We start from the raw sequence: 21,193 nt of genomic DNA, 5'->3' as shown, positions 1-21,193 counted from the left end.
CGCGAAGGTGGGAGCCATGACCTTCGACGCGAGCGAGACCACATTCCAGGACACCGACACCGACCCCCACGCCAATGACGCCGCGCCCTACGGCGGCGGCGACCCGTACGCCGACTACCGCGAAGCCGGAGACCTCCCCTTCACCGAGCTGGTCGACCTCGCCGACCGCCGCCTCGGCGCGGGCGTGATCGCCGCCAACGACGAGTTCTTCGCCGAGCGCGAGAACCTGCTGATCCGTGAGCGCGCCGTCTTCGACCCCGAGCACTTCGGGCACAAGGGCAAGATCATGGACGGCTGGGAGACCCGCCGCCGCCGCGGCGCGGACGCCGGCCACCCCTTCCCGGCCCCCGAGGACCACGACTGGGCCATCGTCCGCCTCGGCGCGCCCGGCATCGTCCGCGGCCTGGTCGTGGACACCGCCCACTTCCGCGGCAATTACCCGCAGCGCGTATCGGTGCAGGCCACCGCCATCGAAGGCGCTCCGAGCCCCGAGGACCTGCTCGCCGACGACGTGAAGTGGGAGGAGATCCTTCCGCCCACCCCCGTGCGCGGCCACGCCGCCAACGCCTTCGAGATCACCGGCGGCCGCCGCTACACCCACCTGCGCCTCTGCCAGCACCCCGACGGCGGCATCGCCCGCCTCCGCGTCCACGGCGAGGTCGTCCCCGACCCGGCCTGGCTCGCCGCGCTCGGCACGATCGACCTGATCTCGGTCCTCAACGGCGGTACGTACGAGGACGCCTCCGACCGCTTCTACTCCTCGCCCACCCAGATCATCCTGCCGGGCACCTCCCGCAAGATGGACGACGGCTGGGAGAACCGCCGCCGCCGGGTCCGCGACACCAACGACTGGGTCCGCTTCCGCCTTCCCGCCCAGGGCGCGGTCCGCGCGATCGAGATCGACACCGCCTACCTCAAGGGCAACTCCGCCGGCTGGATCGCCCTCCAGGGCCGCAACGGCGACACCGGCGAGTGGTTCGAGATCATCCCGCGCACCCGCCTCCAGCCCGACACCCCGCACCGCTTCGTGCTGCGCGCCCAGGCCGTCGTCACCCACGTCCGCCTGGACGCCTTCCCCGACGGCGGCGTGGCCCGGATGCGGCTGCACGGCACCCTCACGGAGTCCGGCACCGCCGAACTGACCCGCCGCTACGAGGAGTCGGGCGCGTAACCCCGTAACCACGCCACCGCGCCACCGCGCCACCTCGGCACCCCATGCTCCGCCCGGCGGACGGCTGCGCTCCAGAGCCCGTCCGCCGGGCGGTTTCCAGCGGAACCGGCGGCTCAGGCGGCGTACGCGCTCCAGCGCAGCGTCTTCGCCAGCACCCGCCAGGTCCCCCACGCGAACGCCCGGTTCACCCCGTTGCAGAAGACCTCGCCGGTGCAGTCGGTGGGCCGGTCCTGCCAGGCCCGGACCGTCATCGTGTGGAAGCCGAGGGTCCGCGAGAACGCGAAGCGGATGTGCATGCCCCGGCCCAGCTGGTGCCCCGGCAGCGTGTTGATCTGGAAGAAGTCGTTCCCGATGTACTCCACCTCGACCGGATTGCCGCCCAGCAGCTCGCAGCGCGCCCCCGCCCGGATCCGCCCCGCACAGCCACCGCTGACCGGGAACAGCCAGAAGTGGTCGGTCAGCTGCCTCCGTACGGCGTCCGGGCCGGTGAACGGATGCAGCCCCAGGCTGTACCCGTACGTGTAGAGGCCGTAGCAGCCCGCCGGACCGGCCCGGCAGTCCGGGCGGTCGGTCACCGGCGCGGCGGGGCCCGCCAGCAGCCCCGCGCACAGGGCCAGCGCGACCGGCACGGCGGCGAAGCCGGGCATCCGAACCCTCCCGTGGCCTGCGACCGAAGCATCATGCGACGACCCTTCGGACCGTAGGCCACGGGAGACCCCACCGCGCGCGGGCGTACGCCGAAGGGGCGCCCCCTCCGCCGCAGCGAAGAAGACGCCCCCCGGGTGCCGCGTGTGTCAGGCCGTGGCCGCCGCGGCGTCCGCCGCCTGGGCCTTCAGGGCGCGCTCCACACCGGACCGCGACTCCGACATCAGCCGGCGCAGGGCCGCGCTCGGCTCTGCCGAGGCCAGCCAGGCGTCCGTGGCGTCCAGGGTCTCCTGCGAGACCTGGAGGGCCGGGTAGAGGCCCACGATGATCTGCTGGGCCATCTCGTGGCTGCGCGAGTCGGAGACGCCCTTCACCGAGGCGAAGTACTTCTCCGTGTACGGGGCCAGCAGCTCACGCTGGTCCGTCTGGACGAAGCCGCTGATGACCGCTTCCTGGAGCGAGTTCGGCAGCTCGCCGGAGTCCACGACCGAGGCCCAGGCCCGGGCCTTGGCCTCCTCGGACGGCTGGGCCGCCCGCGCGGAGGCCGCGTGGCGCTCGCCCGCCGCCGTCCTGTCGCGCTCGTACTCGGCGGCGATCTCCTCCTCGTCCAGCAGACCGGCCGCCGCCAGCCGCTGCACGAACGCCCACCGCAGCTCGGTGTCGACGGTCAGGCCCTCGATCGCCTCCGTGCCGTCCAGCAGCGACTGGAGCAGATCCAGCTGCTGCGGGTTGCGGGCCGTGGCCGCGAAGGCGCGGGCCCAGGCCAGCTGGTGGTCGCTGCCCGGCTCCGCGGCCTGGAGGTGTGCCAGCGTCGCCTCGGTCCACTGGTTGAGCGCGCCCTCGCGGGTCTCCGGCGCGGCGTACAGGTCCAGCGCCAGCTTCACCTGGCGGTGCAGCGACTGGACGACGCCGATGTCCGACTCCTTGCCGATGCCCGAGAGCACCAGCGAGAGGTAGTCGCGGGTCGCCAGCTCGCCGTCGCGCGTCATGTCCCAGGCCGAGGCCCAGCTCAGGGCGCGCGGCAGCGACTCGGTGAAGTCGCCCAGGTGCTCGGTGACGACCCGCAGCGACTCGGCGTCGAGGCGGACCTTGGCGTACGACAGGTCGTCGTCGTTGAGCAGGACGACCGCCGGACGGGCCTTGCCCACCAGGGCGGGCACCTCGGTGCGCTCGCCGTCGACGTCCAGCTCGATCCGGTCGGTGCGGACCAGCTTGCCGTCCGCGTCGAGGTCGTAGGCGCCGATGGCGATGCGGTGCGGGCGCAGCGTCGGCTCGCCCTTGGCGCCGGCGGGCAGCGCCGGGGCCTCCTGGAGCACGGTGAAGGAGGTGACGACGCCGTTCGCGTCGGTCTCGATCTCCGGGCGCAGGATGTTGATCCCGGCCGTCTCCAGCCACGCCTTCGACCAGGTCTTCAGGTCGCGTCCGGAGGTCTTCTCCAGCGCGCCCAGCAGGTCGGAGAGGCGGGTGTTGCCGAAGGCGTGCGCCTTGAAGTACGCCTGCACGCCCTGGAAGAACGCGTCCTTGCCGACGTACGCCACGAGCTGCTTCAGCACGGAGGCGCCCTTGGCGTACGTGATCCCGTCGAAGTTGACGAGGACGTCGTCCAGGTCGCTGATGTCCGCCATGATCGGGTGCGTGGAGGGCAGCTGGTCCTGCCGGTACGCCCAGGTCTTCATGGAGTTGGCGAACGTGGTCCAGGAGTGCGGCCACTTCGAGCCCGCCGCGTCCGCCTGGCAGGCGATCGAGGTGTAGGTGGCGAACGACTCGTTCAGCCAGAGGTCGTTCCACCACTCCATCGTCACGAGGTCGCCGAACCACATGTGGGCCAGCTCGTGCAGGATGGTCTCGGCGCGTACCTCGTACGCCGCGTCCGTCACCTTGGAGCGGAAGACGTACTGGTCGCGGATGGTGACCGCGCCCGCGTTCTCCATCGCGCCCGCGTTGAACTCCGGCACGAAGAGCTGGTCGTACTTGGCGAACGGGTACGCGTAGTCGAACTTCTCCTGGAACCACGCGAAGCCCTGCCGGGTGACGGCGAAGATCTCGTCCGCGTCCAGGTACTCCGCCAGCGACGGGCGGCAGTAGATGCCGAGCGGGACGGACTGGCCGTCCTTCTCGTACGTGCTGTGCACCGCGTGGTACGGGCCGACGATGAGGGCCGTGATGTACGTGGAGATGCGCGGCGTCGGCTCGAAGGCCCAGACGTCGTCCTTGGGCTCCGGGGTCGGCGAGTTCGAGATGACCGTCCAGCCGGCGGGGGCCTTCACGGTGAACCGGAAGGTCGCCTTCAGGTCCGGCTGCTCGAACGAGGCGAAGACGCGGCGGGCGTCCGGGACCTCGAACTGCGTGTACAGATAGGCCTGCTCGTCGACCGGGTCGACGAACCGGTGCAGGCCCTCACCGGTGTTGGTGTACGAGCAGTCGGCGACGACCTTCAGCTCGTTGGCGCCCTCGCGCAGATGCGGCAGGGCGATCCGCGCGTCGCGGAACACGGCGGCCACGTCCAGGTCCTTGCCGTTCAGCACCACGTCGTGGACGGCCGGGGCGACCAGGTCGATGAAGGACTCCGCACCCGCCTCCGCGCAGTCGAAGCGCACGGTGGTCACGGACCGGTAGGTGCCGCCCTCCTGCGCTCCGGAGAGGTCGAGATTGATCTCGTACGCGTCCACGGTCAGCAGGCGCGCCCGCTCCTGTGCCTCTTCGCGGGTCAGATTCGTGCCAGGCACGCGGTCATCTCCTAGGTGTGCGACTTGATAAGCGGCGTTTCCGGCCATCCTTCCACGTACCGTGCTCCCAGCGCGATGTCCGTTTTCCGCCGGACACGGACGGCGCGGCACGGCACGCTCGCACCATGACCGGACACCAGCCACGCCCCATCGGCCCCACCGCGCTCGCCGAACTCCGCGCCACCGACGACGCGGGCCGGCCCTGCCGCCCGTACACCGCGACCGAGGGCGGTGAGCCCCTGCGCTGCTGTCTGCGCGGCGGCGAGCCGGGGGAGCGCATCGCCCTCGTCTCCTACGCCCCGCTGCGCCGCTGGGCCGCCACGACCGGGGCGAGCCCGGGGGCGTACGACGAGCAGGGGCCGGTCTTCATCCACGCCGAGGCGTGCGCGGGCCCGGACCCGCAGCGCGCCGGATATCCCTTCGCACGGGCGGGCGCGCTGCGCACGGTCCGCCGCTACGACGCCCGCGGCCATATCGTCGGCGGCCGGCTGCTGGAGCTCCCGGTCGAGCCGGGGAAGGGCTTCGACGCGGCCCTGGACGAGGCGTTCGCGGACCCGGAGGTGGTGCTGGCGCACGTACGGGCCGTGGAGTACGGGTGCTTCCACTTCGAGGTGCGCAGGGACTGAGGACGTACGCGAAAGGGGCGGCCACCGGTGCACTCCGGTGGCCGCCCCTTCCCGTACGCGTACGGGTGTCGCCGCTGGTCAGCCCTTCAGCTCGGCCGCCACCAGCTCCGCGATCTGCACGGCGTTGAGCGCCGCGCCCTTGCGGAGGTTGTCGTTGGACACGAACAGCGCGAGACCGTTGTCCACGGTCTCGTCGACCCGGATGCGGCCGACGTAGCTGGCGTCCTTGCCGGCCGCCTGGAGCGGGGTCGGGATCTCGGACAGCTCGACGCCCTCGGCGTCCTTCAGCAGCTCGTAGGCGCGCTCGACGCCGATCGGACGGGCGAAGCGGGCGTTGATCTGGAGCGAGTGGCCGGAGAAGACCGGGACCCGGACGCAGGTGCCGGAGACCTTCAGCTCCGGGATCTCCAGGATCTTGCGGGACTCGTTGCGGAGCTTCTGCTCCTCGTCCGTCTCGAACGAGCCGTCGTCCACGATCGAGCCCGCCAGCGGCAGCACGTTGAAGGCGATCGGGCGCTTGTAGACGGCCGGCTCGGGGAAGTCCACGGCCTCGCCGTCGTGGACCAGCTTCTCGGCGTCGGCGACGACCTTGGCCGCCTGGCCGTGCAGCTCGGAGACGCCGGCGAGCCCGGAGCCGGAGACGGCCTGGTAGGTGGCGACGGTCAGCGCTTCGAGACCGGCCTCGTCGTGCAGCGGGCGCAGCACGGGCATCGCGGCCATCGTGGTGCAGTTCGGGTTGGCGATGATGCCCTTGGGGCGGACCTTGGCCGCGTGCGGGTTGACCTCGGAGACGACGAGCGGGACCTCGGGGTCCTTGCGCCAGGCGGAGGAGTTGTCGATCACCACGGCGCCCTGGCCGGCGACCTTCTCGGCCAGCGCCTTCGAGGTCGCGCCGCCGGCGGAGAACAGCACGATGTCCAGGCCGGTGTAGTCGGCCGTGGAGGCGTCCTCGACGGTGACGGCGGAGCCCTTGAAGTCGATCGTGGAGCCCGCGGACCGGGCGGAGGCGAACAGGCGCAGCTCGTCGACCGGGAAGTTGCGGTCGGCCAGGATCCCGAGCATGACTGTGCCGACCTGACCGGTGGCGCCGACGATTCCGACCTTCACGAGGACTCCTCTGTTCTGTACACCTGTGTGTCTGTGCGGTCCGTATGCCGCTCCATGATGCGTATGTCCCGGCCCGCCTTGTCCAATCCATTGTCCGACCTGCGGACTCTTCGTGCGAGGACCGCAGATTCTGCGATGCCCGTGCCCGCGTGGGGAAACATCTGCGGCGGCGTGCGCGGCCTGTGACGAGGAACACGTACAGCGGGGCGGGTGCTCGTGAGAGCGCCCGCCCCGCCGTCCTGCCGGTGGAATCCGTTACGGCGTGACCTTCTCGATCACGACGCTGCCGGTGCCCGCGGCGGTGCCGCGCGCGTTGACCACCTGGACCTCGCCGAAGAACTGACGGCCCTCGGGGGCCGCTCCGGCGACCACGACCTCGGCGCCGACCTGGGCCGAGGCACCGTTGGCCAGGTTCACGGCCTTGGTGGAGTCGACCTTGATCGTGCCGAGCGAGGGTGCGTAGAACACGTCGCGGTAGTCGTACGTGGTGGTCCCGGCCGGGACCGAGTAGCCGTCGATGACGACCGTGTACGTGCCCGCGGCGGGCTTGACCAGGCTGACCGACTCGTCCGAACCGGAGGTGGTCGAGCTGGCGACCTGCGTGGCGCCCCGGAAGACGTACAGGTCGATGTCCGCGTTGGCGTCCGAGGTGCCTCCGACGGCGATGTCGAGCTTCTCGACACCCGCGCCGATGGTGACCGTGGTCTCACGGGTCTGACCCGTGGAGATCGACGGCTTGTCCACCTTGGCCGAGCCCAGCGAGCCGCCCTGGAGCTTGCCCTGGAGGGCGGCGGCGCCGTTGGTGACCGTCCAGCTCACCGGGGCCGGAGCGCCGACCTTCGCCTCGGCGATGGTCTGCACCGCCGGGTCGAAGGAGACGCCGAGCAGCGAGACGTCCAGCTTGAACGGGTTGTCCAGGAGCGGCGACGTACGACGCGCCTCGACCTCGATCTCCCAGACGCCGGGCTGCGGGTTCTGGTAGGAACGCACGTCCGGGCGGCAGGTGTTGGCCGGGTTCTCGTAGTTCGGGTAGCAGAACGTCGTCGTGGTCGGGTCGACCGGCGTCCCGTACGGGTGCAGGGCGACGAACCGGGTCTGGCTGCCCGAGCGCAGAGCGCTGATGGCGACCTCGAGGTTCTTCGCGCCCTCCGGCACGTTGACGAAGTACGACGTGGTGCCGTTGCGCTGCACCGAGCCGGACGACTTGAAGGCGTAACCGGGCTGCTGGAGCTCGTGGGCGATGACGACCGTGGTCATGATCTGGTGGTCGACGCCGGAGGTCTTCTTGTCGTCGAGCTGCAGGATCGCGCTGTGCACCCCGGCGGTCTTCGCCTTCGCCTTGACCTTGAGCTTGACGGGCGTGTCGAGCGGCAGCGAGACGTACTGGGGGCTGCTGAGCTCGAAGGTGCCGTCGTTGTTCTTCCACGTCAGCTTGTGCTGGACGTTGCGGTCCGGGCCGGTGGTACGGGTGACGACGACGTCGTAGACCTTGGTCTCGCCGACCTTCAGGCCGCCCTCGCGGTCGTACAGGCCGGTGCCGAAGCCCGGGTCCTTGAGCGCGAAGTCGATCGCGGTGTCGACCGGGGCCTTCACCGAGAACTCGTGCGCGGGCTTGCCCTGCTTGGCGATCTGCTTCCACGCCTTGACGATGTCGATCAGACCGGAGCCCTGGACGTGCGCGGGCACGTCCTTGATGTGGCTCGCGGTGCTGGTCAGCGCGGTGCGCAGGTCGGCCGGGGGAAGCTCGATGTCCTGCTGCTTCGCCTTCGACAGCAGCAGCGCCGCGGCGCCCGCCACCTGCGGGGAGGACATCGAGGTGCCCTGGAGCATGGAGTAGCCGGCCGGCAGGTCGTAACCCGCCTCCTTGACCGGACCGCCCGGCGCCCAGGTCTGGGTGGTGTTGATGGACGCACCCGGAGCCGAGATGACCGGCGTGAAGCCGCCGTCCTCACGCGGACCGCGCGAGGAGAAGGGCAGCATGTCGTACTTCTTGGTGACGTTGGAGCCGTAGTTGGCCGCCCACGTCTCCTTGGAGATCGACGCGCCCACCGAGATCACGTGGTCGGCGACGGACGGGTCGCCGATGGTGTTGAGCCCCGGGCCGCTGTTGCCGGCCGAGATGACCAGCTGCACGCCGTAGATGTCGATGAGCCGCTTGTACAGCTCGGCGCGCGCGTTGTTGCCGTCGTTCAGCGGCGGCAGGCCGCCGATCGACATGTTGACGATGTCGACGCCGCGGTTGACGACGAGGTCGATCATGCCCTCGGTCAGCGCGATGTTGGTGCAGCCGCCGGACCAGGTGCAGGCACGCGAGGAGACGATCTTGGCGCCGGGGGCGGCGCCGTTCATCTCGCCGCCGAACAGCCCGTTGGCCGCGGTGATGCCCGCGACGTGCGTGCCGTGCGCGCCCTCGATGACACCGATGTTGACGTAGTCGGCCTTGGCGCCGGCCGCGTTGTAGACGACACCCTTGCGGGTCTCGACGACGAACGGGATCCGCTCGACGACCTGGGTCCGCGGGTCGTCCTCACCGAAGTAGGAGACCTGGAACTTCTCCTTGTACGGCTTGAGGACCTTGTCGTCGGAGAAGTCCGCGTTGTTGTTCAGGTCGACCCGCGTGGTGCCGGTGACCGGGTCGTACAGCACGCCCCAGACGTCGGTGGTGTCACCGTCGCGGTTGAGGTCGCCCGCCATCTCGCCGCCGGTGGTGGCCGCCTCGGCGAAGGTGGCGAACTTGTAGTTGCCCGCCGGGGCCGAGTAGGTCTTCCCGCCGGACGTGAACGTCGGGCCGGTGACGGACTCGGTCATCCGCAGCCAGGTGCCGTCGCCGTCGCTCACCGGGTCGGTGGCGGTCACCCAGTCGACGATCTTGCGCTCGCCGGTGGTGGTCTTCTTCAGGGCCGGGTGGCCGAGGTCGACGCCGGAGTCCAGGATGCCGATGGTGATCCCACGGCCGTCGGCCTTCGGGTTCTTCGCGACGAAGTCGACCGCGCCCGTCTCGAAGGACGGGTTGTACGGGTTCTTCGCCGGGGTCTTCTTGTTCGGCGCCGCGTAACTGCCCGTGGCCTTCAGCTGCTTCGCCCCGGCGGCCCGGTCGCCCTTGGGCGTCGGGTCGTCCAGCTTGATCTCCTGCTTGAGATCGATGCCGAGGACGGAGGAGAGCTTCGAGGCCGCCTTGATGGTGGACTCGGCGCGCTTCGTCGGGACCGTCGCCCGGACGTAGCCGAGCTTGTCGTAGGTCTGGCCGAGCACGGAGCCCTCGACGGCGTCCAGCTGCTTGCTGACCTGCTCGGTCGCCCCGGGGGTGGTGGCGACCATCATGGTGATGTTCTTCTCGCCCTTGGCCTCGGCCTTCGCCAGGAGATCGGCGTCGGCCTTGCCGAGCTTGTCGCCCCGGTCGCTGGTGGCGGCCGGTTTGACGGGTGCCGGAGCCGGGTCGTCGACGGCGAAGGCCGGTGCGGCGCCGGAGGCGGCGAGTGCCGCCGCCAGACCGGCAGCGGCCGCGATACGAGCCGCGCGTCTCGCCCCGGGTATGGAGCTGGGGGATTCCTTGGTCATCAGCATCCCTGTAATTGAAAGAGAGAGTCCGGAATTCGGTACCGGATGACCGCTCAGCCTGTCTTAAATGACAGGGGTTTGTGGAGAGTTGACGGAGACGAGTCAGGGACATGGCATAGATCCGCCATGGGGCGCGATATGCCACGAGGGAGGAAAGTGGCCAAACGGTACGCGGGTGGCGCCCGGTGCGGGGTGGTGGTCCGGACCAGGGGTCATCGCGGGCCCGCGTGCGCGGCGTCCGTCGTCCGCCTGCCCCCCGCACGTTCCGCCCGCCCGTCCGCTCAGCGCGGCAGCACCATCACATACGCGGCCGGCTCGCGGTCGGCCGCCGCCATCAGCGCCGTCCGTACGACCGTCGCCTGCTGGTCCACCGCCTCGCGCAGCTTTCTCGGCGTGAGGTGGACGACCGTGATCCCGAGCCGCTCCAGATGCTCGCGCTTCGCGGCGTACGCGGACCACTGCGGGTCCTCCTCGGTCCGGCCCCGCCGCCCCGGCACGCCGTACCGGGGCGCCCGGGTGTCCAACTCCACCGCCACCGCCTGGTCGGGCCAGTAGGCGTCGACCCCGCCGAGCCCGGGCCCGCCCGGCTGCCGCAGCTCCACGTTCCAGACCGGCTCCGGCAGCCCGTGCTCGCGCACCATCGTGTACAGCCGCGCCTCCGCCACCGTTCGCCCCTCGGCCAGCAGCGCGTCGACCGCGCCCACCACGGCGGGCCGCCCCAGCAGCTTCGCCTCGCTCAACTCCCTTACCACGGCAGCCGGTTCGCAGTGCCCGCCGCGCACCGCCTCGGTCAGCAGCCGCCGGACGTCCGCCGCGTCGTCCGCGCCCGCCACCGCGTCCGCCAGGGCCCGCTCCACCGGGGCGACGGGCACCCCGCCCACCCGCACCGCGTTCGGCATCGAGGCGGTCCGCAGCACCTCCACGAACCGGGTGGACCGCAGCCGCCGGGTGCGCGGGACCAGCACGTCGATCCGGTGCAGCGCCCCGAGGTCACCGGCGGTGGCGAAGCCGTACAGCGCGAGCGCCGCGATCCCGGTGACCATCGCCTCGCCGTACCCCGCGTCCGAAGGCTCCGCCGGTGCGCGCCGCGCGGAGACCGGCGGACGCCCCGCGTACAACAGCGCTCCGTGCAGCCGCTCCTGTCCGGTGGGCGGACCGGGATGCAGCAGATAGACGCTCGGCAGCAGATGCTGCCAGGGGCCGCCGGGCAGACACTGCGCGGACGTCTGCGCGGCGGACACGCCCCGCGCCCTCAACTGCGCGGCGGACAGGACACGCTGCGTGACGTCCCCGGGGTGGAGAGGGAGCCGGGAGAGCGGGGCGGGAGCGGAGAGGCCGGGGGAGAGCGGGGTGTTCTTCTGGGTCATGACCCGGGGTTTCCCGCCCGGGGAGGGGGCCCTAACCCCTGTTACACGCCCGTCGACATTCCCGGACAACGCCGTCCTAAAGTACGGACGTTCGACAACCGAAAAGGGCCGTCGCGCCGGGAATCGGGGGCGGGGCGTCTCGGGCAGGTGTGCGAGCGCCGCTTTCGCGCTGCACGCACGCCCCGCCCGAGCGCCCCCCTCATACCCTTCCGGTCACGCCGTCGCGGACCGGTCGCACTCCTGGCCGCGCAGCGCCCGCGCGAGATCGTCGCGGGCCTCCAGCACCAGCCGCCGCAGCGCCGGGGCCGCGTCCTCGTGCCCGGTCAGCCAGGCGTCGGTCGCCGCGAGGGTCTCCGGGCCGTCCTGGAGCCCGGGGAACATCCCGCGCACCACGCTCATGCCGATCTGGATGGACCGCTCCGCCCAGATCCGCTCGATCACCTCGAAGTAGCGGTGCGCGTACGGCGCGAGCAGCTCCCGCTGGGAGGGCTGCCCGAAGCCGTTGATCGTCGCCTCGACCAGCGCGTTGGACAGCTTGTCCGACTCCACGACCGCCGCCCACGCCTGCGCCTTGACCGCTTCGGACGGCCGCGAGGCGAGGCACCGTACGTGGTGGCGCTTGCCGGTCGCCGTGTCGTCGCGGGCCAGTTCGGCGTCGATCGCCGCCTCGTTCGCCACCCCGTGCGAGGCCAGCGGGGAGAGGAAGGACCAGCGCAGTTCCTGGTCGACGTCGAGACCGTCGACCTTCGCCGTGCCGTCCAGCAGCCCGCCGAGCAGCTGGAAGTCGTCCTCGGACGAGGCGACCGCCGCGAAGAAGCGGGCCCAGGTCAACTGGTGCTGGCTGCCCGGCTCGGCGCCCCGCAGCTCGCGCAGCGCGCCCTCGGCCGCCGCCCGGCCGCCCTCCTCACGCCACTCCCGGGCCGCGTAGTTGACCAGCGCGGACTGCGTCCAGGCGTGCAGCATCTGGAGCACGCCGATGTCGCTCTCCCGCCCGGCGTGCGTCAGCACCAGTGCGACGAAGTCGCGGGCCGGCAGAGCTGCGTCCCGGGTCAGGTTCCACAGCGCCGACCAGCACAGGGCGCGGGCCAGCGGGTCCGTGATCCCGCCGAGGTGGTCGCGGAGCGTGGCCAGCGACCGCTCGTCGAAGCGGACCTTGCAGTAGGTGAGGTCGTCGTCGTTGACCAGGATCAGATCGGGCCGCTCGGACCCGGCCAGTGCGTCCACCACGGTCCGCTCACCGGCCACATCCACCTCGGCGCGCGCGTAACGCGTCAGCTGGCCCTCCGGCGTACGCCGGTACAGGCCGACCGCGACACGGTGCGGGCGCAGCTCGGGGTGCGAGGCGGCGGCCTCCTGGACGACGGCCAGCTCGGTGAGCGTGCCCGCCGCGTCGTACGTCGGCACCGGGGTGAGCGTGTTGACGCCCGCCGTCTGGAGCCAGGAGCGCGACCAGGCGGTCATGTCCCGCCCGGAGGTCTCGGCGAGCACGGACAGCAGGTCCCCGAGCCGGGTGTTCCCGTAGGCGTGCTGCTTGAAGTAGCGCCGGGCGCCTTCGAGGAACGCGTCGCGCCCCACGTACGCCACGAGCTGCTTCAGGACCGAGGCGCCCTTGGCGTACGTGATCCCGTCGAAGTTCAGCTTGGCGTCCTCCAGGTCACGGATGTCGGCCGTGATGGGGTGCGTGGAGGGCAGCTGGTCGGCGCGGTAGGCCCAGGCCTTGCGGTTGTTGGCGAAGGTGATCCAGCCGTTGGTGAAGCGGGTCGCCTCGACCATCGAGAAGGAGCCCATGAAGTCCGCGAAGGACTCCTTGAGCCACAGGTCGTCCCACCACTCCATGGTGACCAGGTCGCCGAACCACATGTGCGCCATCTCGTGCAGGATGACGTTGGCACGCCGCTCGTAGGCCGCCGTGGTGACCTTGCCGCGGTAGATGTACTCCTCGCGGAAGGTGACCATGCCCGGGTTCTCCATGGCCCCGAGGTTGTACTCGGGCACGAACGCCTGGTCGTACTTCCCGAAGGGGTACGGGTAGTCGAAGTGGTCGTGGAAGAAGTCCAGGCCCTGCTTGGTGACCAGGAAGACGTCATCCGCGTCGAAGTGCTTGGCGAGCCCCTTGCGGCACATCGCGCCGAGCGGGATCTCCAGCGTGGAGCCGTCGTCGAACGTACGGCTGTAGTGATCGCTCACGTAGTGGTACGGACCGGCGACGACGGCGGTGATGTACGTGGAGATCGGCCGGGTCTCGGCGAAGGTCCACACCCCGTCCTCGTGCGACTCCTCGGCACCGTTGGACCAGACCCGCCAGTCCGCCGGGGCGGTCACCCGGAAGCGGTAGGGAGCCTTCAGATCGGGCTGTTCGAAATTGGCGAAGACGCGGCGGGCGTCGGCCGGCTCGTACTGCGTGTAGAGATAGACCTCGCCGTCCTCCGGGTCGACGAAGCGGTGCATGCCCTCGCCGGTCCGGCTGTACGCGCAGCGGGCGTCGACCACGAGCACGTTCTCGCCCTCGGCGAGGCCGTCCAGCGCCACCCGCGTGCCGTCGAACACGACGGCCGGGTCGAGGGGCTTCCCGTTCAGGGTCACCGCGTCCACACCCGGCGCCACCAGGTCGGCGAAGGTCGAGGCGCCGGCCCGGGCGGAGCGGAACCGGATCGTGGTGAGCGACCGGAACGTCCGCGGACGGCCGTCCCCGTCGCCCCCGTCGGCCCCCTCGGGCTCGCCGACGGCGGACCGCAGGTCGAGGTCGACCTCGTAACCGTCGACGGTCAGCAGCTCGGCCCTCTTCTGGGCCTCGTCGCGGGACAGGTTTTCACCGGGCACGGGCACTCCTTCGTGACGCGCGTCATGTGTCGTGTTCGAACCTATTGATCCTTGCATGCGTCTCGCGGCGACGGCAGACGGGGAATGAGAGGCCTCCCGGAGACGTTCTCGCCCGAAGGTGGCACACGCCCTTCTGTGGAACAGCCCTCTGAGGAGAGACATGTCCGAGAACACCCCGGCCAACGGCAAGACCCCGGTCGACTTCTGGTTCGACCCGCTCTGCCCCTGGGCGTGGATGACCTCGCGCTGGATGCTGGAAGTGGAGAAGGTCCGCGACGTCGAGGTCCGCTGGCACGTGATGAGCCTCGCCGTCCTGAACGAGGACAAGCTGGACGAGCTGCCGGAGGAGTACCGCGACCTCCTGGAGAGCAAGGCCTGGGGCCCGGTCCGGGTCGTCGTCGCCGCCCGGCAGCTGCACGGCGACGAGGTCGTCGGCCCCCTCTACACCGCGCTCGGCACCCGCTTCCACAACAACGGCGAGGGCCCCACCCGCGAGGCCGTGGCCGCCGCGCTGAAGGACGTGGGCCTGCCCGAGGACCTCGTGGAGTACGCCGACAAGGACACGTACGACACCGAGCTGCGCGCCTCCCACAAGGAGGGCATCGACAAGGTCGGCCAGGAGGTCGGCACCCCGGTCATCGCGGTCCCCGGCGCGGACGGCGAGCAGGTCGCCTTCTTCGGCCCGGTCGTCACCCCCGCGCCCAAGGGCGAGGAGGCGGCGAAGCTGTGGGACGGCACGCTGCTGGTCGCCTCGATCCCGGGCTTCTACGAGATCAAGCGGACGCGTACGCAGGGCCCGATCTTCGACTGACGCCGGCAGCCACGCGGGGCCCGGTGTCCGACCGGCGCCGGGTGTTCCGCGGCCGCGCGTATCCGTTCCGTACGGACGGGGGACAATGCCCCCATGCGGATACGCGCGGGCGAGGCGGCCGAGGCCGCCGCACTGACGGAGCTGGCCCTGCGGTCGAAGGGCCACTGGGAGTACGACGCGGAGTTCCTGGCCGCCTGCCGCGAGGAGCTGACGATGCGCCCCGCGGAGGTGGCGGCCCGGCGGACGCTGGTGGCCGACGAGGACGGCCGGATCCTGGGCTTCACCACACTGGACGGTGAACCGCCGAGGGGCGCGCTCGGCATGATGTTCGTCGAACCGGACACCATCGGCAGAGGCGTCGGGCGAAGCCTGTTCACCCACACCATGGACGAGGCCCGCCGCCTGGGCTTCACGCACCTCACCATCGACTCCGACCCGAACGCGGAACCGTTCTACCGGTCCATGGGCGCGGTCCGGATCGGCGTCACCCCGTCCGGCTCCGTCCCGGGCCGTGAGCTGCCGCTGCTGGAGGTCGCGCTGGTCTGAGGGCGCCCGGTGCGGCCGCGGTCCGGGTTCCCGGCCGTTGTCAGTGGTGGCTCGTACGGTGGGGAGCATGCGAATCTCACCGGAGATGATCACGATCGACTGCGCCGACCCGCAGGCCCTGGCCGCCTGGTGGGCCGAGGCGCTCGGCGTCGAAGAGGTCCAGGACTACGACGCGTTCGTCGTTCTCGCGGCCACCCCGCTGGTGCTCGGCTTCCAGCGGGTGCCCGAGCCCAAGCCCGGCAAGAACCGGGTGCACGTCGACTTCGCCTCGCCCGACCGCCCGGCCGATGTGGAGCGGCTGGCGAAGCTGGGCGCGACCGTGGTCGGCGAGCAGTCGATGCAGGGGATGTCCTGGACCGTCCTCAAGGACCCGGAGGGCAACGAGTTCTGCCTCGCCGACGCGGGCGGCCACTGAAACGGGGAGCGGTGGGCCCGGAGGCCACCGCTCCCCGGAAGCGCCCTACTTGAGGCCGAGCACCTGCTCCAGCGGGTCGATGAGGAAGTAGACGAGGAAGAGCACCGCGGTGCCCCACAGCAGCCAGTGGACCTCGCGGGCCTTGCCCAGGCACGCCTTGATGACCACGTAGGCGACGAACCCGGCGCCGATGCCGTTGGTGATGGAGTAGGTGAACGGCATGACGACGATGGTGAGGAAGGCCGGGATGGCGACCTCGTAGCGGTCCCAGTCGATGTGCTTGACCTGGGTCATCATCAGGAACCCGACCACGACGAGGGCCGGTGCCGCCGCCTGCATCGGCACGATCGTCAGGACGGGCGTGAGGAAGAGGGCGAGGGCGAACAGCCCGCCGGTGATCATGTTGGCGAAGCCGGTACGGGCTCCCTCACCGACACCCGCGGCGGACTCGATGTAGGTGGTGGCCGACGACGAGGACATGGCGCCACCGGCGACGGCGGCGGCGCCGTCGATGAGCAGGACGCGGCCGAGACCGGGCACCTGGCCCCGCTCGTCGAGGAGACCGGCCTCCGCCGTGACGCCCACGACGGTGCCCATCGTGTCGAAGAAGTCGGACAGGATGAGGGTGAAGATGAGCAGGACGACGGTCAGAACGCTGACCTGACCGAACGAGCCGAACAGATCGAAGTGCCACAGCAGCCCGAAGTCGGGCGCGGCGACGGGGCTGCTGGGAATCGACGGCGAGGTCAGGCCCCAGGCCTTGATGTCGGCGATCTCGTTGATGACGATGGCGACGGCGGTCATCAGGACGATGCTGATGAGGATCGCGCCCTTCACCTTCCGGGTCATCAGGACGATCGTCAGGAGCACGCCGAGGCAGAAGACGAGCATCGGCCAGCCGGTGAGCGTGCCGGTGCCGAGCTGGACGGGCACGGTGGAGTTCGCGGCGTCGGGGATACGGGTGACGAAGCCGGCGTCCACGAAGCCGATGAAGGCGATGAACAGGCCGATGCCGACGCTGATCGCCTGCTTGAGGGGTTGCGGGATGGCGTGCATGATCGCCTCGCGCAGCCCGGTCATCACCAGAACGCAGATCAACAGGCCTTCGAGCACGATGAGACCCATCGCGTCTTCCCAGCTCATCAACGGAGCGATCTGGAAGGCGACGACGGCGTTGATGCCCAGACCCGCGGCCAGGGCCAGCGGCAGATTGCCGCCCACCCCCATGATGAGCGTCATCACCGCGGCGACCAGAGCGGTGGCGGTGACCAACTGCACGTTGTCCAGCTGCTCGCCGTACTTGTCCTCGGCCCCGCCGAGGATGATCGGGTTGAGCACGAGGATGTATGCCATCGTGAAGAACGTGGCGAATCCGCCGCGTATCTCCCGGATGTAGGTCGAGCCGCGTTCGCTTATGCGGAAGAACCGGTCGACGGCGCCCCCTGATCCGGCGGGCTTGGCGTCGGGCGGCGGGCTGGTCGTGCTGGAGTGCATGGCTGAATCTCCTGGACCTGCGAATGATGAAGGGAAGAGATGGCGCCGGTGCTGCCCGACAGAAACGGCAGGCACTGTGCGAACGCACATGCGGCACCTTGCGAGCGGATCATACGCGGCGCAACCCGGAGCGCAACTACCCGCGTAGAGCGCGCAGTTGGTACCTTTTCGGCCCTGTGGCTTCCTACGGAATCGGTGGCGACCTTTTCCGTCAAACCGGCAGGCAGCCGACAGTGGGCATGGAAGTGTCGGTGACAGCTCCCCTACGCTCCGTATGTGCACCCACCACTCCCCTTCAATGCGCGGGCAGCCCGCGCCTTGCGCGAGAAACTAGGGATGGCGCCCGGTCATGTCGCCTACGGCATGCGCGCGTCCTTCGGCACCACCCATGTCAGCCCCGAGCACGTGGTCGCGTGGGAACGCGGGACCCATGTGCCGGACGCGACCGAACTCACCGCTCTCGCAGCCGCGTTGTGGTGTCAGCCCAGTGAACTCATGGGGCGGCCGCGCACCCTGCTCGAACACCGCATCGCGCGGGGCATCTCGGCCGAGGAGGTCGCCCGCGCCACCGGCCTCTCCCACAGTGCCTACCTGGCCATGGAGGATGCCGGTCTGTGGGACGGCGACAAACGGCAGTCCGTCAGGCTGGGCGAGGTCCTCGCCCTGCCCCCACGCGACTTCATCGCCATCACCAGGCTGGAGGAGGAGCTGGCCCGCCTCCTCACCGAGGCGGTCTCCACCCGCTGGCAGGCGCACATCCGCGCCATCGCCAAGCTCATCTCCATGGACCGCCGCGACCTGAAGGCCCCCTTGCAGGCGATGGAACAGGACTACCAGGCCCTCATGACGGCCACCCTGAGCCGGGCGGGCGGCACCACCGCGTCGGGCGAGGACGGCCGCCGCTACGTCGAGAACATCGTCGACCACTTCTGGTCCCGGCTGCCGGGGTCGTCCTGACCCCCGCCACCCCCGCTCCGCCGACCGGTCCGAGAACCTCGTACAGCGTCGCGCAGCAGCGGCAGGGCCCGCTGGACGACGAAGACCGGCCGACGGGCGCCGTGGGCGGCACCTTCGGCGAATGACGGCTCGGCCCGGTCCGTACGGGCGTCCTGGGCCATGGGTCAGGACGGGGGTGGCTCGTGGGCGGCGAGTTCTGCCGCCAGTTCCATGCAGCGCAGGCGGGCCGGGGAGAAGTCGTAGGGCATCTTTCCGATGGCCTCGAACGCGCTCATGGACCCTTGCCCTCCGCCGGAGCTCCGGCCGGCCTCGGGCTCGCCCTCTTCGGCGGTAGCGGGGTGCAAGGCGTCCCAGGCGTCGAACAGCGCGTCGTCCTCCTCCGCCAGGCCCGAATCCTCGATGACGGTGTGCAGTGTCTCTTCGAAGGCGTGCCGTTCGGCGGCCACCTGGGCCACGCGGGGGTCGTCGACGGCGACCGTGTCGTCGAGCGCTTCCTCGGCGGCATCGACGCGGTCGGACTCCTCCCGCAGATCCGGGTGGGTGGCCAGGGCGATGAAACGGGAGGCCTGGACAGCCGCGCCGAGCGGGCCGAAGATCCGCTCGGTGACCAGCAGGCTGTCCAGGTCCGCCCGGCGCAACGAGCCCTCGGGCAGGCCCTTGAGACGGTCGGTGACGAAGTCGGAGAGCAGGCCCGTCCTGCTGCCTTCGGTACGCATGCGCCGCACGGCGGTCCGCTGCCGCCGCAGTTCCGCTTCCTGGGCGACGAGGGCTTCCTCCAGCCGTTCCAGGATGCCCGCGATGCCGTCGTCGCTGTCGGCACCGGCGGAAGCCGGGTCGGCGAAGGCGTCACGGATGTCGTCCAGGGCGATCCCGGCCTCGGCCGTCCTGCGGATCCACAGGAGCCGGATCATGTCCTCGTACCCGTAGCGGCGGCGGTCGTCGCTGCCTCGCTCGGGCTCGGGGAGCAGGCCGATCTCGTGGTAGTGACGGATCGCCCGCGGTGTGATGCCGACGAAGGCCGCCGCGTCACCGATCCTGACCCGGCGCGGCGGGACGAAGGACGGATGCATGAGTAGGGCCTTTCTCGGTGGGGCGGGGCAGGAGACCACCGGACCACATACCGCTGCGGAAGGTGCAACTCCCGGCACGCCGCCCCGGGCGTCCCGGTCAGCCGCCGATCGGCTTCCGGTAGCGGACGTACTCGTTCCGACGCCGGAACCCCACGCTCTCGTAGAGGTCGTAGGAGCGGTGCGGATTCGCGGTCCCGGTGTACAACCGGGCTGTCACCGCGCCGTGTTCGCGGAGACAGCGCAACCCGTCCAGCAGCAGAGCCCGCCCGAGGCCAAGACGTCTCGACTCCGCCCGGACACTCAACTCCTCGACCTCGCCCACCGTGGGGTCCTGCCGGCGGATCGAGCACAGGGCCACGCCGCCCAGGTGCTCCCCGACCCAAGCGGCCCGCCAGCAGGTCGGGTCGGCCGTGGCGAGAAAGCTCTCGTACGTCCACGTCCCGGTGAAGGCGGCATCCGCGTACGAATCGACGACCGCCTTCCAGGCCGCGTGGTAGCTGCTCCGATCGACGGCGCCCACGCGTATGCCGGGCGGCAACGGCCTGCTGTCGGGGAGCGTCCGGAGATCGGTCAGCTCCAGCTCCACCAGGCTGAAGACGCGCCGGTAGCCGGACGCGAGGAGCAGCGCGGTCGCGTCGTGTTCGCAGGCCGTGGCGTTCGCGCCGAGCACGGCCGTCCGCGCCGTTCCGTGCTGCCGTACGAGCCGGCGGATGCGGTCCTCCGCCCAGGCGAGCATGGTCGAACCGACGCCCCGGCCGCGGTGTTCGGGCAGCAGGTGGCCACGGTGCAGGTACAGCCACGTCCCGTCCCGCTCCTCCCACCAGCTGACCGTCACGTAGCCGACGACGCCACCGTCGTACTCCACCAGGACCTGGTTCCCGGACGGGTCGGCCGACGCGGCGCACGATGCGGCGATCTCGGACGCGGTCGGGACTCCTTCCACGACGGAGCCGGCGTCGATCCGGTCCCGACCCGCACAGCCCAGCCGCACGGCGGCCATCGCACCGTGGTCCTCGTCGCCGCGACAGGGCCGGAATACGTAGCCGCCCACACCGAGCCCTTCCGCCACGCCGGACACGGGGCTTCACCGGTCAGCGAGCGTACGCCGTACTGATCAGCCGGAAGAACCCGTTTTCCGGGGCATGACCGGCTTCATGTGAGGGCCGGTCAGGGCCCGCCGTGCTTCCCCCGGGCGGCGGAGGCGGATCATCACGCGGCAGGACGTGCCGGGCCGGGCGGTGCGCGAGATTCGGGTCATGACGACGACGGACCCCGCCCGGCAGGACCCCCGCCCGGAACCCCGCCGCCCGCCACCGGTGCGGCCACCGGTTCCACCGCCCCCGGCCCGCCCGCCTCTGCCGCCCGCCCCGCGCTGGGCCGTCCGTGCCGCCCGGGTCGCGGCCTGGTCGACCGTCCCCTCCGGGCTGTGGCGCGTCGCGCTCGTGCTCGGGGTGCCGGTCGGGGTGATGGAGCGCGAGGAGTTCCTCGCCGCGTTCCCCGACGACTCCGCGCTGCTCGGCCTGGCGTACGTGCTGCTGATCGGTGCGGTCGCCGAGGCCGCCTCGTACCTCACGCTCGGACTCGTGCGGCCCTGGGGCGACGTGGCGCCGCGCCGGCTTCCGCTGGTCGGAGGGCGTCCGGTCAACGCCGGGCTCGCGGTGCTCGCCGCCTCGCTGGGCGCCCTCACGGTCACCGTCCTGTGGTGGGTCTTCTTCTTCGGCGGACTGCTGACCGCCCCCGGCCCGGACCCCGGCGTCTCGGCCGGTGAAGTCCTCTTCGTCGCCGCCTACGCCCCACTTCTGCTCTGGGGCCCGCTCCTGGCGGCGGTGACCTGGTCGTACCACCGGCGGCACCGGGCCCGCCCACGGCCGTGACCGGAC

16 protein-coding genes are annotated in these 21,193 nt (G+C 71.0%); 7 read left to right on the top strand and 9 right to left on the bottom strand.

What is annotated here, in order from left to right; all coding sequences use genetic code 11:
• Nucleotides 1–16 precede the first annotated feature (16 nt).
• The gene (gene alc, locus KV381_RS11250) at nucleotides 17–1,171 is read left to right on the top strand and encodes an allantoicase (RefSeq protein WP_103539022.1); all 1,155 of its coding nucleotides are present in this window, start codon (nucleotides 17–19) and stop codon (nucleotides 1,169–1,171) included.
• A 113-nt stretch (nucleotides 1,172–1,284) separates the two neighbouring features.
• Here the strand turns inward: alc and KV381_RS11245 are convergent, their stop codons facing one another.
• Together KV381_RS11245 and pepN (KV381_RS11240) are read right to left on the bottom strand one after the other, a co-directional pair.
• On the bottom strand, nucleotides 1,285–1,818 hold the full coding sequence (locus tag KV381_RS11245) for a hypothetical protein (RefSeq protein WP_218785143.1): 534 nt from the start codon (nucleotides 1,816–1,818) through the stop codon (nucleotides 1,285–1,287).
• A gap of 147 nt (nucleotides 1,819–1,965) precedes the next feature.
• Entirely contained in the window at nucleotides 1,966–4,542 is a 2,577-nt protein-coding gene (gene pepN / locus KV381_RS11240; protein ID WP_218785142.1) for an aminopeptidase N, read from the bottom strand.
• A 125-nt stretch (nucleotides 4,543–4,667) separates the two neighbouring features.
• Between pepN (KV381_RS11240) and KV381_RS11235 the strand changes: the two genes are divergently transcribed.
• Nucleotides 4,668–5,168: a DUF1203 domain-containing protein gene (locus KV381_RS11235; RefSeq protein ID WP_218785141.1), complete on the top strand. Its 501-nt coding sequence runs from the start codon at nucleotides 4,668–4,670 to the stop codon at nucleotides 5,166–5,168.
• Between the two features lie 78 nt (nucleotides 5,169–5,246).
• Here the strand turns inward: KV381_RS11235 and KV381_RS11230 are convergent, their stop codons facing one another.
• From KV381_RS11230 to pepN (KV381_RS11215), 4 genes are all read right to left on the bottom strand, one after another.
• Nucleotides 5,247–6,275 carry an aspartate-semialdehyde dehydrogenase gene (locus KV381_RS11230; RefSeq protein WP_030625923.1) on the bottom strand — a complete coding sequence of 343 codons (1,029 nt, stop codon included), beginning with the start codon at nucleotides 6,273–6,275 and terminating at the stop codon, nucleotides 5,247–5,249.
• Nucleotides 6,276–6,530: 255 nt separating this feature from the next.
• On the bottom strand, nucleotides 6,531–9,839 hold the full coding sequence (locus KV381_RS11225; protein WP_030625925.1) for a S8 family serine peptidase: 3,309 nt from the start codon (nucleotides 9,837–9,839) through the stop codon (nucleotides 6,531–6,533).
• 275 nt (nucleotides 9,840–10,114) lie between these two features.
• Nucleotides 10,115–11,200 (bottom strand): hypothetical protein, encoded by a 1,086-nt coding sequence (locus KV381_RS11220; protein WP_098025824.1) that lies wholly within the window; start codon nucleotides 11,198–11,200, stop codon nucleotides 10,115–10,117.
• 213 nt (nucleotides 11,201–11,413) lie between these two features.
• Nucleotides 11,414–14,020, bottom strand: coding sequence for an aminopeptidase N (pepN, locus tag KV381_RS11215; RefSeq protein WP_103539018.1), 2,607 nt, complete (start codon nucleotides 14,018–14,020; stop codon nucleotides 11,414–11,416).
• A gap of 160 nt (nucleotides 14,021–14,180) precedes the next feature.
• Here pepN (KV381_RS11215) and KV381_RS11210 point away from each other — a divergent pair, with 160 nt between their 5' ends.
• The 3 genes from KV381_RS11210 to KV381_RS11200 all read left to right on the top strand — a co-directional run bounded on the left by KV381_RS11210 (nucleotide 14,181) and on the right by KV381_RS11200 (nucleotide 15,792).
• Nucleotides 14,181–14,831: a DsbA family protein gene (locus KV381_RS11210; protein WP_086777706.1), complete on the top strand. Its 651-nt coding sequence runs from the start codon at nucleotides 14,181–14,183 to the stop codon at nucleotides 14,829–14,831.
• Nucleotides 14,832–14,924: 93 nt separating this feature from the next.
• A complete protein-coding gene (locus KV381_RS11205; protein ID WP_030625930.1) occupies nucleotides 14,925–15,377 on the top strand; it encodes a GNAT family N-acetyltransferase in 453 nt (150 codons plus the stop codon).
• Nucleotides 15,378–15,444: 67 nt separating this feature from the next.
• Nucleotides 15,445–15,792 carry a VOC family protein gene (locus KV381_RS11200; RefSeq protein WP_030077708.1) on the top strand — a complete coding sequence of 116 codons (348 nt, stop codon included), beginning with the start codon at nucleotides 15,445–15,447 and terminating at the stop codon, nucleotides 15,790–15,792.
• A gap of 45 nt (nucleotides 15,793–15,837) precedes the next feature.
• Here KV381_RS11200 and KV381_RS11195 read toward each other — a convergent pair whose 3' ends face one another.
• Nucleotides 15,838–17,286, bottom strand: a complete 1,449-nt coding sequence (locus tag KV381_RS11195) for an NCS2 family permease (RefSeq protein ID WP_030625932.1) — start codon at nucleotides 17,284–17,286, stop codon at nucleotides 15,838–15,840.
• A 336-nt stretch (nucleotides 17,287–17,622) separates the two neighbouring features.
• Between KV381_RS11195 and KV381_RS11190 the strand changes: the two genes are divergently transcribed.
• Nucleotides 17,623–18,243, top strand: coding sequence for a helix-turn-helix transcriptional regulator (locus KV381_RS11190; protein WP_218785140.1), 621 nt, complete (start codon nucleotides 17,623–17,625; stop codon nucleotides 18,241–18,243).
• Between the two features lie 164 nt (nucleotides 18,244–18,407).
• Here KV381_RS11190 and KV381_RS11185 read toward each other — a convergent pair whose 3' ends face one another.
• Both KV381_RS11185 and KV381_RS11180 read right to left on the bottom strand, forming a co-directional pair.
• Nucleotides 18,408–19,313 carry a MerR family transcriptional regulator gene (locus KV381_RS11185; RefSeq protein WP_218785139.1) on the bottom strand — a complete coding sequence of 302 codons (906 nt, stop codon included), beginning with the start codon at nucleotides 19,311–19,313 and terminating at the stop codon, nucleotides 18,408–18,410.
• Between the two features lie 97 nt (nucleotides 19,314–19,410).
• Nucleotides 19,411–20,313: a GNAT family N-acetyltransferase gene (locus KV381_RS11180; RefSeq protein WP_218787202.1), complete on the bottom strand. Its 903-nt coding sequence runs from the start codon at nucleotides 20,311–20,313 to the stop codon at nucleotides 19,411–19,413.
• 256 nt (nucleotides 20,314–20,569) lie between these two features.
• Here KV381_RS11180 and KV381_RS11175 point away from each other — a divergent pair, with 256 nt between their 5' ends.
• Entirely contained in the window at nucleotides 20,570–21,187 is a 618-nt protein-coding gene (locus KV381_RS11175) for a hypothetical protein (RefSeq protein ID WP_256995044.1), read from the top strand.
• Nucleotides 21,188–21,193 lie beyond the last annotated feature (6 nt).

Origin of the sequence: Streptomyces sp. WY228 (assembly GCF_019287315.1) — a bacterium.
GTDB classification, from domain to species: domain Bacteria; phylum Actinomycetota; class Actinomycetes; order Streptomycetales; family Streptomycetaceae; genus Streptomyces; species Streptomyces caviscabies.
The sequence above is the reverse complement of the archived record's forward strand: the minus strand, read 5'-3'. Positions and strand labels throughout refer to the sequence as shown.